The following is a 13,905-nucleotide window of genomic DNA, read 5'->3' on the forward strand; positions in this document are numbered from 1 at the left end:
TGCCTTGTGGTAAAAAAAGAAAGCGTCATAAGATTGCGACGCACAAGCGTAAAAAAAGACTGAGAAAGAATCGTCATAAGAAGAGAAAGTAATTACTTTTTCTTTTCATACCTTCTTAAAGCCGGAATATGTATATTTATTCCGGCTTTATTCTCTTTAGCTGAATCGTTTATTTTCCGGCCATCCATCCGATTATTGCTTAATTAACAGGATGCCGGTGAAGTACAGAACCACTCAGCTGTTTTCCTTTTGGTGAGATTGGACTGATGTAAAAAGATTACTCGCTTGAACAAGGAATTAATTATCAACTCGGCGCCCCAGGGTGTTGAGATCGCTCTCCTGGAAGACAAAAAGCTGGTAGAACTGCATAATGAAAAGGCAGATGCAAGCTTTGCTGTGGGGGATTTATACTTAGGTAAGGTAAGAAAACTCATACCTGGATTGAACGCTGCATTTGTGGATGTGGGGTTTGAAAAGGATGCTTTTTTGCACTATACCGACCTGAGTCCCTACGCCAAATCTCTCCTGAAATTTACTACGCAATCCATCAATGACGGTACACCCGGCGGATTCGATTTCGGCAGGTTCGAAGTAGAAGCCGAAATTGTCAAGACCGGAAAGATCAATGAAGTTTTAGGTGGAAAACCCAATGTGCTGGTACAGATCCTCAAGGAACCCATTGCTGCAAAAGGACCGCGCTTGAGCTGCGAAATTTCGCTGCCCGGCCGCTTTGTGGTAATCACTCCCTTCAATGATGTGGTGGCAGTATCGCGGAAGATTCATTCCTCCGATGAACGCAAGCGCCTGCAGAAGATCATAGAGGCCATTAAACCGAAGAATTTCGGCGTCATTGTGCGGACTGCAGCTGAGGGTAAAAATACCGCGGAACTGCATGAAGACCTGGTTGCACTGGTGGAGACCTGGAAAACCATCCAGCAGAACCTGAAAGGTTCGGTTGCCCCGGCCAAAATACTGAGTGAGCAGACCAAGACCACCAGTATGCTGCGGGACCTGCTGAATGAGGATTTTAACCGTATTGTAGTAAACGACCGTAATATTTACAACGATACCAAGAGTTATATCCAGCGGATTGCACCGGATAAAGCAGATATAGTTTCCTTCTACCACAACGGCTCGCCGATTTTTGACCAGTTCGGTGTTACCAAGCAGGTAAAAGCTGCCTTTGGCAAAACGGTGAACCTGCCCAGTGGTGCCTACCTGATCATAGAGCATACCGAGGCCCTGCATGTAGTGGATGTAAACAGCGGATACAAGAGTGTCAGCAATAACCAGGAACAAAATGCCCTGGAAACCAACCTGGAAGCAGCGGAGGAAATTGCCCGCCAGTTAAGGCTGCGCGACCTGGGTGGTATCATCGTGGTAGATTTCATTGATATGAAACTGCCCGAAAATAAAAAGCGCCTGATGGACGCCATGGAAGGACTGATGAAACCTGACCGGGCAAAGCACGCCGTTTTACCCATTTCCAAATTCGGACTTATGCAGATCACCCGGCAGCGCATGAAGCCGGAGCTGAACATCAACACCATGGAAGTTTGCCCAAGTTGCAGTGGCACCGGAAAAATCTCGTCCTCGCTCGTACTGGAAGACGAAATCGAAAAGAACCTCAATTACCTCATTACCCATAAGCACAGCAATCTCACGCTGGCGGTGCATCCGATCATGCATGCCTACCTGACCAAGGGCTGGATCTTCAGCAAACTCTGGAAATGGAAGCGCAATTTCAAACAGAACATCAAATTACAGGCGAATACCAATTATCACCTGACAGAATTCCATTTCTTTGACGCCCACGAGGAAGAGATTAAGCTGTAGGGAAATCTGTCGCACCCAAAAGAATTAAAAACGCCCCTCTGATACTGATCAGAGGGGCGTTTTCTATGTATGTTCAACTATTTTACTTAGAGGTAGGCTTCATTTTGAACCAGCTTATCATTCACATCCATTTCCCGCTGGGGAATCGGAAGAATCAAAAACTTGGAATTCCAGGCGGTTCCGGACCAGGCAGACCTGGTTCTTTTCGCATCAGACAATCCCTGGCCCTCGAAAGCAAGTTCCAGGTTCCTTTCCTTCAGGATATCAGCCAGTGCCACGGTACCGAGGCCCGGAAGGTTGGAACGATCCCTGATGATATTTACATCAGCCAGCGGGGTAGCGCCAACTGAGGTCCCCAAACGCAGGTTGGCTTCCGCCCTGGTCAGGTACATTTCCGCAAGCCTTACCACGAGAACATTACCTTTCAGATCAAGGTGCTTCTTGGTAAAGAAGTTTGCACCGAGTGCCTGAAAATAATCGCCCCTGGCATCATTCGCTTCGTACTTGTCAATATGCGCGGGCAAAATCTTACAATCACCCCTGCCGCCAGTTCCTGCCTGGCCGGTACTGGCTCCAAAATAAGTGTTCATGGAGTTGGAACCATCCTGCTGGGTTACGGTCATGGAGAAAACGTATTCAGAGGGATTGGCGCCTGCGTTGTCGATCATGGTGAACCACAGGTCTCCAAAACTTCCGGTTAATTCATACTCTCCGCTTTCAATCACCCTGTTGGCAGCATCTCTGGCGGCGGTATAATCTCCCTGCATGAGGGCAACCCTTGACAGCATGGCTGCTGCAGCTCCACTGGCGGCATAAATACCATTGGAAGCAGGCAGTAATGATTCGGCCCTGGTAAGGTCTGCCTTGATCTGCTCATACACCTGGGCAACACTGCTTCTGGGAGCATAGCTCTCTGGTGTAACACCTTCAGTACGGGTTAAAATCAGGGGAACTCCGGGATTGGTAGCGTTATCGCCATCACCCCAGGTTTTCGCAAACAGCTTCACCAGCTCAAAATACAGGGACCCCCGGATGAACAAAGCTTCACCTTCTATCCTGTTGCGCTCATCAGCCGAAGTGGTCACTTTGTCCAGTGCTGACAAAACATTATTAACCCGGTTGATGGTGTTATAGGCACCCTGCCAGGTATCCCTTGCAAAACTATTCTGCGTGGTAATCTCAAGGGCATGGATATCTGCCAGACCGGCAAAGGTTCCGGTGAAACGGATGTTCTCCGAATTACCGATTAACTCATTCATCACCTGGATATCGCCCCCATAAAGTGCCTCAGCCTGTAATCCGCCGTATGCACCGATAAGCGTCACCTTTACATCGCCTTCCGTTAACAGCGCATTTTCCTGAGAGATACTCTGGGTCGGACTCAGATCCAGTTTCTTTTCACATGCAGTTAAACCTGTTACTGCAAGTAGTATATATAATATTCTTCGCATAATAAACCAATTGTTTTTTATTAATGAACTGCTTTCACCCGATTACAATCCAATGTTTATACCAAACAGTATAGTCCTTGGCTGGGGAGAAGTATAAAAATCATTTCCCTTGGCAATATTGGAATCAAAATCATCCGCATTCACTTCAGGATCCCAATAAGGATAATTTGTAATTGTCAACAGGTTCTGACCACTTACATAAAAGCGCAGTTTTTCCAGTTTCAACCTCCTGGTTACAGAGGCAGGAAGATTATATCCCAGGCTGATATTCCTGAGCCTGATAAAATCACCGTCAACAATATACCTGCTGCTGATCTGGGCACCATTGTTACGATACAACCTTGCCTGAGGAATACTTGTTTTCTGTCCGGGTGTGGTCCAGGCATTCATCTGGTCGGCAGTCTGGTTATCTTCAAACCTGAAGTTAGCTGAAGAATAACGACCCATACCATAGATGTTGATCTGGTTGCCGGTTACACCGTTAAAGAATACGGAAAGATCGAAGCCTTTGTAGGAGAAGTTATTGGTGATACCAAAAACATAGTCGGGGTTCGGATCACCCACTACCACCCTTGAAGCTTGACCATAACCGCTGGCATTCACAGTTGTTTTATCAATCTGTCCGTTGTTGTCTGTATTCTTGTAGAAGAGGGCGTCACCGTTGTTGGGATCAACACCTGCATATTCCACAGCATAGAATACACCCACAGGCTGGCCTTCCATAACCCTGTTCATACTGCCCACGCCACCTTCAATCACCTGTCCGTCCAGATCATTCACTTTTCCTTTGTTACGGGCAATGTTGATGTTGGTAGACCACTTGAACTTACCGGTGAGGTTCTGTGTATTCAACACAAATTCAACACCCTTGTTTTCCAGTTTACCAACGTTCCTTACCTGGGAAGTGAAACCGGTGGTAGCAGGAATATTCACATTCAACAGCAGGCCGGAAGTATTCTTTACATAATAATCCAGTTCACCGCTAATCCTGTTGTTGAAGAAACCGAAATCAAGACCAATGTCAAATTGCTTGGTTGTTTCCCATTTCAGGTCGGGGTTAGCAATTTGGGAAGGACGCTGTCCGGCAGCACCGGCATAACCGGCATCACCAGTGAAAAGACCCAGTTGAGGGAAGTTGCCGATCTCAGCATTACCTACCACACCATAGCTCGCCCTTAATTTCAGGAAGGAAAGGACATCAACTTTAGACAAAAAGTTTTCATTGGACAATATCCAGCCTACTGATGCAGCAGGGAAATAACCTTCCCTGGAATTCTTACCAAAACGGGAAGAAGCATCCCTTCTCAGACTAAGAGAAAGCAGGTACTTGTCATCATACTTGTAGTTGGCCCTGGCAAAATAAGACAGGAAGGAGAATTGGGACTGGGAAGTGCTGCCACCTGAAATGGTCGCTGCACTCGCAATTTTCTGGTAGGAGTTGGAAGGGAAATCCTTTCCTTCCACCCTGCTGTAATTTGACGTGGCTTTCTGGTATTGCATACCCAGGGTTGCTTCCAGGTTGCTCTTTCCAAATTCCTTCGTATAGGTGAAATAGTTGTTGGTGTTATAGTTGAATACAAAGGCAGTATTGTACTCACCGATACCATTCGGCGCTTCGGTGTTCCTGTTGTTCTCGGAACCCCAGTATCCATCTTCCTGCTGAGCCAGGAGGTCAAGACCAAATTCAGACCTGAAATTCAGGCCCGGCAGGATTTTAGCACTTGCATAGGCATTACTGAAATTCCTGTAACCAGACTGAATATAACGGGCATACTCAATCGCAATAAAGGGGTTGAAATACAGAGCACGATATTCATCACCGGGAGGCGTTCCTGTCAGCAATCCGGTTTCCGGATCATTGAACGGAGTAATGGTTGGAATAGCTGAAGCCTGTACCGGGTTAGAGAAGGCGTTATCGCCGGGAAGACGGCGGGTTGTTGTACGGGACAAACTGCTGGTAAAGCCAACATTCAACCAGTCGTAAGCCTTGTGGTCAATTGTCAGACGGCCGGACAATCTCTTCAGGTTGTTACCAACAACGGTACCGATCTGATCCAGGTACTGCATGGAAGCATAAAACTTTGTCTTATCATTACCACCGCTCAGCTGGATATCAGCCTGGTTGTAGCTGCCTTTCTGGAAGGCCTTATCCTGCCAGTTATAAGTTTTGGTAGAAGAAGCAGAATATTCACCAAAACTATAATAATCCATGAACCAGTCTGCATAGGAAGTCCAGCTATCGGGATCCGCCGGATCAATACCATCAATCTGGTCACGAGCACCTGCAGACCTGTAGAACAATTCAGCATATTGCTGGGCATTCAGGAAATCAACCCTCCTGGTAGCTTCTGCAAAACCAGTCTGGAAGTTGGCTGAAATATTGGTCTTACCTGACTTACCTCTTTTGGTTGTGATGAGTACCACTCCATTGGCAGCCCTTGAACCGTAGATGGCACCAGCGGCAGCATCTTTCAATACCTCCATGGATTCGATATCATTGGGGTTCAGGTCAATCAGGGGGTTCATCGCACCGCCGTAAGAACTCTGGTCATCCGTTGTTACCGGTACACCATCCAATACATATAATGGCTGGCTGCTGGCACTGATAGAAGAGTTACCACGAACCCTTACGGTTACTGCCTGTCCAAGTTTACCGGACTGGCTGTTTACATATACACCCGCTGCCTTACCCTGCAAAGCGGCATCCACACTGGGTAAAGGAAGGTTTTCAAGATCTTTTGCCTTCACGCGGGCGATGTTACCGGTGAGGTCACGCTGGATCTGGGAACCATATCCCACAACCACCACTTCCGAAAGGGCACTCTGTCCCTGGGCCATTGAAACATTCACCGTTTCTGAAACAGCCACTTCCACATCCTTGTACCCCACTGATGTAATCACGAGAGTTGTGGCATTGGCAGGAACAGATAATTTAAACGTTCCATCGACCTCGGTAGAAGTCGAAATGGTGGTTCCTTTCACGGTCACTGTAGCCCCGATTACGGGCTGACCGTCTTTCTGATCTGTAATTTTTCCGGAGATCTGCCGGGTTTGGGCCTGCACTGTCAATGCAGTGAGGAGCAGTAAACTCCACATTAAGCCAGCTAGTTTTTTCTTTGCAGCCATGTTACACTGTTAATTTGTGCCAAAGATATTGGCGGTTAAAGGATCGTTAATTTCTGCCGTGCGGTTACTTCATAAGATTTTACGGTATATTTTAAACATTTATACTAAATCCTGTCAAGTATTTCCTGAAAATTAACCTTTCCCAATACGATAGACAGTAATAATATGGTTTTTGCTGTTCAATCCAAAAGAAAACCCCGGTAAGAATACCAGGGTTTCAATGTACATGAGAAAAGAAAAATCCTTCTATTGCTTTTGCAATTGCAATGGGTAAGTGCCATAATCGGAAGATCCCAGCAAGTGTTGTAGTCTTAGGGTAACTTTTCCGGCACAGGAGAACACGAGTCCGGTACCCTGGCAGGCAAAGTTTTCATATCCGGTTCCATAGCTGCCATATACCTGCTTCGCAACAGTGGCAGCCCCGGTGGCCTGATCGATGGTAATGGTGATGGGGGCTTTACCCGGATTGGCTGCTGCAGGGAAGGCATAGGTCAGGGTCAGGGTTTTGTCGGTTGCAGTCGCTTCAACGGTTGCTCCAACGGAGCCATCCCAGTCATCGCGGGTAATTTTATATGTACCCGCTGCATCTGCTGCAACAAAGGGGCAGATCACACTGGCAGACCAGCGCAAAGCCATATTGTAGTTGGAGTTACCCTCCACATCAGTATTGGTGTTGGCAATGGAAAAACTTCTGCCATCCTTGGTTACCACTTCGTTGAAAAGAGTGTAGGAGTTACCGGGAGCCAGGTCAGTCGGCTGCACACCCAGCGCGGAAGCTATGCTCTTGGCAGAAACCACCAGGGTGGCAACTCCATTGGCCAGTGGAAATTCACCAACCGGCTTCCAGGTGCTTTTGTCGATGGATCCGTTTGTACTTACATACGTGATCACCTTTTCACCCGGATTACCATATTCCTTCACTTCAATGCTAACTGTTGTATTATTCAGGTCGCTGTAGTTGAGGTAGGTATTGATGGATTTATTAAGGGTTACATATGCCCCCGTACCCAGTGTGGTAATGAGCGGTCCTGTTCCTGTTTTCTTTTCGCAGGATGATAACCCCAGGACAAGAACGGCCGCAAGCAGGAATATTATTTTATTGAATATTTTCATCTTGGTATTTTTTCTTATTTAAGATTATCCGGGTTGGTATCCCAAAATACTTTCACACCAACATCCGCTTTCTGATCTGCATTCAGGTTCAGGTTCACATAATCAGCCGGCAACCAGAAGGAACGCATATAAACACCAGGAGAAGTCTGCAGGGTTGGCTGGAGGTTGGATGGAAGGCTGGTACGGCGATAGCTGTTGTATGGTTCCAGGCCATTACCCCAGGATGCCAGGTAGTATTCCTTGATAATTACTTCCAGTCTTTCCTTTGTTGTACTGGCATTGTCGTAGATCTCCAATACCCTGTTCACATAAGCATCGATGGTAGCCTGCGTGGGTATGAAATCAGAACTGATGCTTTGGCCAATGGAAGCAGGATAAGCCAGTACGGTAGCGATGGATTTTTTCACACCTGATTCAAGTAAAGCGCGGGGGTCACCTGTTGTACCAAGTACAAGGGCAGCCTCTGCTTTTACAAAATCAGTGAAGGAAGACATCCAGATGGGTGCGATGCCCATACCCTGTGCGCCATCGTTGATGTTCACCCGAACATTCTGGTTGGCATCAAACTTACCACCGGCAGGATAGATACCATATGCTGTCCGCATGGTTCCATCTGGTGGAATACCACTGTCATCACCATGGTCACGGCCCCAGAAACCGCCGCTGAGCCAGCAATATGGTGCATCGGAAGTTACATAGTGGGCAGGAGGTGCAATACCGGCGCATGGCAGGTTGTCTTCACTCACACCACCCAGGTTGGTTTTCTGGCGGTAGAAATAATAGCGGGTGCGGGGATCACCAAATGTACCCAGCGCTTTTTCCTGGGTCATCGACCACATGAAATAAGTACCGATATAATCGCCGGCGCCGGTTGCAGTGTAATAGGTATTAAACCTGGGATGGCGGCTGTTCGGCGCATCCTGTTTGGTACCATACTTGAAAGTGAAATCTTCAGCATTCGTATCGATCAGATCATTTGCTGCCAGCAGGGCATTGATCTTATCCTTCGCGCCTGCATCCACCAGCCTGGTAGTGATCAGCAGTTTCAGTTTAAGTGTTTTGGCTGCTGTTACCCAGCGGGTTTTGTTGCCGCCATAGAACAGGTCATTACTTGGTGCCGGTGTAGAGGATACCGAACTGCCGATATCAGCAATGGCTTCATCCAGCAGGCCCATACAGGCAGCATACACTGCTGAACCCTGATCCGCTTTGGGATTGGTGTTGGCCGCACCCAGGTTGGCTTCGGAATAGGGTACATCCCCGAACATATCCACCAGTGTGGCCAGTGTATATGCTTTCAGGATCTTTCCTATGCCCACATGAATCAGCCGGTTCTGCGATTGTGCCAGGGTAATCATATTATTGGCATTCTGCAAAACACTGGTGTAGGCAGTACTCCATACACCGTTGAAACTTTGCGGGTTGTATCCGTTGTTATACAGCGGGCCGTAGAATACTTCCTGGCGGGTCAGTTTGCCACCCACAGATGAAGCAGTATTGAATACGGAGGAAACCCCCAGCTGAACCCTGTTCAGGAACAGGTCAACGTTCGCAGCCTCCGGCTGCGGGTTGTTGGGGTTGATGAGCAATTCATCGAATTTGTCTTCCACTTTTGTGCAGGAGGCCAGTGACCCGAGCAGTAAAGCGGAAAAAACTATTTTTTGTACGTTCATTGTAATTCAGTTTGTTTTAATTAAAAGGAAGCACGAAGACTGGCGCCATAACGCTTGGAAGTAGGTCCGGTAAGGAGTTCGAAGCCCATACCGTTTCCTACACCCAGACTGCTGGTTTCAGGATCCACATTGGTATACTTGGGCATGTTGATGCCATTGTACCAGAGGTTCTGACCAGAAATGGTGATGGACAGGCTGCCAAAAGGTGTTTTCTTCAATAGTTTTTCATCCAGGTTGTAAGAAAGAGAAGCTTCTCTCAAACGAATCACACTAGCATCCCACATATTGTTTTCATCAGCACCCAGGTAGTTGTTAAAGAACAGGCTGGTGGCGGAAGATTGAACCGTATTCGGGTTTCCGCTGGCATCAACACCTTCCAGGATAAACATCTGGTAACGGTCAAAATCAGTGTCCTTGGTAACGCCACGTGCCAGCAGGGTAGCTGCTGAACGGCTGTAGATATCACCACCATGGGTATAATCCCACTGCATGCGGAAAGAGAATCCCTTATAACTTAGGGTACTGATACCTGTTAGCTTGTAATCAGGGTTGGGATCACCGATAATGGTAAGATCGTTGTTGATCACATAATCACCGTTTGGTCCGATAACCGGCTTTCCTGATTTTGCATCGCGCTGGTTGGAAGAACCCTGGATGATGTTTACCGGATATCCTTCGATGGCGAAGTTACCCAGGTCGGTGAATCCGCTCAGAACGAGGTTTTCGATCTCATCCGGAAGGTCCAGTACTTTGTTCCTGTTCAAGGTAAGTACTCCATCCAGTTGCCAGTTCCAGTTACGGTTGCGTACAACATTGTAACCCAGTCCGACTTCCACACCCTGGTTTCTTACTTTACCGGCGTTGATGCTGGTAACGTTGAAGCCGGTAGAAGGATCGAGGTCACGGCTGAGGATCTGGTCTTTTGCGATCCTGCTGTAAACTGTGATGTCGAAATTGATCCTGTTGTCAATGATCCTGCCTTCCAGACCCAATTCATATTCTTTCAACAATTCGGGTTTGAGATCAGGGTTCGGCAAACGGGTGCTGAACTGGTTGGTGTTCACCACATTTCCGGAACGGTCAACAAAGGACTGTGAACCGATTACCAATGAAGGCCTGGTATTGTACGGATCAGGGAAACGGGCGCTGGTAGCCAGACCTGCACGGATCTTCAGATAATTCAGGAAATTGCTGTTCTGCAATCCGGCAAATGCTGAAGTTGGAATAAAGGACGCACTCACACTGGGATAAAACAGGGAGCGGTTGGCTTTTTCCAGGGTTGAACTCCAGCCGTTACGGCCACCCAGGTTTACATATAAAAACTGCTTATAGCCAATTGAAGCGTTGGCATAGATACCCATGGACTGGCTCTTTACGAGGTAGTCGAGACCATTGGGGGAATAGTTCACAAAGTTGTCGTGGTCAAACAAACCAAAAACCAGCTGGTTGGTAGAGCGCAGGCCGCTCTGCTGGTAAGTACGCTCCACAGAGTTGATACCCAGGTCCACCGTAAGGTCCCAGTTATCACCCAGATCGGTCAGATAGTTCAGGAAGAAATCGTGGTTCAGTATCTGGTTGCTGGCATTGGTGGTTTGGTGGATACCCAGAGGGAAGCCATCAGCCGCACCTTTGTTTACTGAATAGAACTGGTATTCGCTGTAGTTGTCATATCCGAAACGATAAGAAGCACTCAGTCCCTTCATGATGTCATATTTCAACATCAGGTTACCATAGGTACGCTGCACCTTGCTTCCCACAAATGCGTTGTTAACGGTCCACCTGGGGTTCTGGATATCATTACCACCACGATAATAAACAGATGATCCGTCAATTGGGTTCTGGTAAGGCCAGCCCATGAGGTCAATGTTCCTGGGAGTATAAATGATATCACCAAATACGGAACCGAAATCAGAACCACTACCGAAGGAAGTACCGTTTGGTGGTGTTTTCATATCTGTTTTTACATAGTTGATGGTACCACTCAGGGTAAAATTATTGCTGAGCTTGGCGGTACCACCCATACCAACAGTATTCCTGATCAGGCGGTTGCCTGGGGTGAAGCCCACATCATCCAGGTAGCCGAAGTTGGCATTCAGGGTGGTGTTCTGCGTAGCACCGCTGACGTTCACCGCGGTGGTGCTAACCACTCCATCACGGAAGAAATTCTCCACACTGTTATATGGTTTATAAATTGCTGTTGCCCCTACATATTCCGGGAAAGCAGCATTGAGGGCTGCCCTGGAATAGGGGTGTGCATATTCCTGACCTTCCAGTCGGCCACCCCAGTTACTATAAAAGGCAGCACCAACTGAGTTTTCAAAGCCGGCGCCATAGGAATCCTGGTATTCAGGAAGGTTGGCCACTTTGTTAAGGAAGTAAGATTGGGAAGCTGTTACTTCCATTCCTTTCTTCGGCTTGCGGCCGGAACCGTTTTTAGTGGTCACCAGGATCACCCCGTTACGACCCAGTTCCCCATATAATACGGAAGCACTCAGGCCTTTGAGCACACTGATGTTTTCAATGTTGTTCGGATCCAGATCCAGGAAGCGGCTGGAAGTAGAACTGTTCTGGGTAAACCCGAACTGGTTATTGGTTGCCGCATCAAAGGGAACACCATCCACCACAAATAGCGGTTGTGTTCCGCCGGTCAGGGAACTGATACCCCTGATATTGATATTGGTACCAGAACCGGACAAACCGCTGGTACCTAAAATGTTTACTCCGGGAGCCTTACCATTTAACAGACGGCCAACATCACCATCCGGACGAAGTTCAAGCGCCTTTTTGTCAACGGTTGCCACCGCATATCCAAGGGCTTTCTTTTCCTTTTTAATACCAAGGGCAGTCACAACTACTTCGTTCAATGCCTGGTCGGAAGCCGTCAATGTAATATTAACCGTATTGGTATTGGCAGTTACCTGCATCCGGTCGAAGCCAACACTTGTAAAGGTGAGGACGGCACCTGTTTTTACAGACAGTTTGTAGTTTCCATTGACATCGGTGGAGGTTCCCCGCCTGGAGCCCCTTTCTGTAACTGAAACCCCTGGTATCGGATTACCCTGGGCATCTACTACCCTACCAGAGACTTCCACTGTTTGGGCCATAATGAGCTGTATGCACAGCAACAGAATGCCCGCCAGGAAGATTTTTCTTCTCATGAGCTTTGTGTGTTTTTGGTTATTTAATGAATTCTTGTTCGGGTAACAAGATCCGTTCGTATAAATTTAAAAGTATTTTAACATTTTAACCAAATTCTATCGTAAATAAATTTTTGATGGTATTTATCACATGATTACCCATTAAATTCAAATTTATTTCACAATTATTTGTTAACAAACCGGAAATCCGTCTATTTAAGCAGTTTTTCAACTTATCCTGATTTACCGTTCATCATATTTCACTGCATTCAGATGGTGTACTAAAAGGCATAAAAAAGCCGGTCAGAATCTGACCGGCTTTAATAATTCAGTGAACCCTTAGTCCCTGTCGCGCCCCTGGTAAATCAATATGTATTGAACCAGGGTTACAATGGAGGCTACTGCGGCCACCACATAGGTCATGGCTGCCCATTTCAGCGCATCCTTAGCCTTAGGCTGTTCCTCAGCCGTGGTAATATTGGTGGTTTCCAGCCAGGCAAGGGCCCGCCTGCTGGCATCAAATTCCACTGGAAGCGTAATAAGGGAAAAAAGGGTGGTTACCCCAAACAGGATAATACCCCCCAGCAAAAGATCGGGAAATGTGTTGATCATGAGGATACCAGCCAGCAAAACCCACTGCACCAGGCCTGAACTGACCTGAACAGCTGGAACCAGCTTGGAACGCATGGTCAGCCAGGGATAGGCAGTGGCATGCTGAACGGCATGACCGCATTCATGGGCCGCAACCGCAGCGGCAGCCACATTTCGGCCTTCATAAATATCCGGGCTGAGGGCTACCGTTTTGGTAACCGGGTTATAGTGGTCACTCAGGAAACCATTGGATGGCACCACCTGGACATCATAGATTCCATTCTCACGGAGCATGCGCTCAGCAATCTCCTTACCCGATAACCCCGACCGCATAGGGGTCTGGCTGTACTTTTTGATCCTGCTTTTCAGGGCAAAGGAAACCAGCATGCTGATTCCCACAAAAAGCAACGAAACAAACATAATAGACGGTGTCATAAAATTCTGATTATTAAAGTATATACTTATAACAAAGCTATGACCAAAATGGATTAATGACCCCAATTGACCGTTTTTTTACCCTACCCCGGCCGTTTTGACACCTTTACAAAAAAACCGAAAATTTCCCTGACAATTTAGCGGTTCATCTCTGGGTCACTAAAAATATATAAACTCCATAATATGCTGATTTATAGTTTCTTATATAGAGCCAGAACACCTCTCCAGTCAGTCCGGGCTACCCCTAAAAGTTATTCACAGGACTAAAAAATTATTTTGAAATGTGCCCCATATTCGTAATTTAGTGCAAGAATTTAATGGGTTAGTAAGTAAAGGGTCAGCAGCAATGCTGGCCTTTTTACTTTTCCGGAATCAGCGTTTTCCCGGACCGAAAAAATTATTTTTCAAAACATTCACCATCCTGTTTTTCTGCTTCGGTTTTCTTCTGCGTCCTCCAGCATTTTTCATATCGATGTATTTCCTCTTCTCAATCTCTCCTCTCTTCATATCTAATTCCCTCTGTCTCTCTATCACTCTTACATT

At 47.1% G+C, this 13,905-nt stretch carries 7 protein-coding genes; 1 reads left to right on the top strand and 6 read right to left on the bottom strand.

Features of this window, described 5'->3' with window-relative positions; translation table 11 throughout:
• Window positions 1-285 precede the first annotated feature (285 nt).
• The gene (locus BC349_RS11825) at window positions 286-1,836 is read left to right on the top strand and encodes an Rne/Rng family ribonuclease (RefSeq protein ID WP_187256975.1); all 1,551 of its coding nucleotides are present in this window, start codon (window positions 286-288) and stop codon (window positions 1,834-1,836) included.
• Between the two features lie 86 nt (window positions 1,837-1,922).
• Here the strand turns inward: BC349_RS11825 and BC349_RS11830 are convergent, their stop codons facing one another.
• From BC349_RS11830 to BC349_RS11855, 6 genes are all read right to left on the bottom strand, one after another.
• On the bottom strand, window positions 1,923-3,287 hold the full coding sequence (locus tag BC349_RS11830) for a RagB/SusD family nutrient uptake outer membrane protein (RefSeq protein WP_187256976.1): 1,365 nt from the start codon (window positions 3,285-3,287) through the stop codon (window positions 1,923-1,925).
• A gap of 42 nt (window positions 3,288-3,329) precedes the next feature.
• A complete protein-coding gene (locus BC349_RS11835; protein ID WP_222840160.1) occupies window positions 3,330-6,383 on the bottom strand; it encodes a SusC/RagA family TonB-linked outer membrane protein in 3,054 nt (1,017 codons plus the stop codon).
• A 276-nt stretch (window positions 6,384-6,659) separates the two neighbouring features.
• Window positions 6,660-7,526, bottom strand: a complete 867-nt coding sequence (locus BC349_RS11840; RefSeq protein WP_187256978.1) for a hypothetical protein — start codon at window positions 7,524-7,526, stop codon at window positions 6,660-6,662.
• 14 nt (window positions 7,527-7,540) lie between these two features.
• Window positions 7,541-9,199: a SusD/RagB family nutrient-binding outer membrane lipoprotein gene (locus BC349_RS11845; protein WP_187256979.1), complete on the bottom strand. Its 1,659-nt coding sequence runs from the start codon at window positions 9,197-9,199 to the stop codon at window positions 7,541-7,543.
• A 20-nt stretch (window positions 9,200-9,219) separates the two neighbouring features.
• Window positions 9,220-12,357, bottom strand: coding sequence for a SusC/RagA family TonB-linked outer membrane protein (locus BC349_RS11850; RefSeq protein WP_187256980.1), 3,138 nt, complete (start codon window positions 12,355-12,357; stop codon window positions 9,220-9,222).
• 318 nt (window positions 12,358-12,675) lie between these two features.
• Complete coding sequence (locus tag BC349_RS11855; protein ID WP_222840161.1) at window positions 12,676-13,362, bottom strand: zinc metallopeptidase; 687 nt, start codon at window positions 13,360-13,362, stop codon at window positions 12,676-12,678.
• Between the last annotated feature and the right edge of the window lie 543 nt (window positions 13,363-13,905).

It is taken from the genome of Flavihumibacter stibioxidans (assembly GCF_014332695.1).
Classification (GTDB): Bacteria; Bacteroidota; Bacteroidia; order Chitinophagales; family Chitinophagaceae; genus Flavihumibacter; species Flavihumibacter stibioxidans.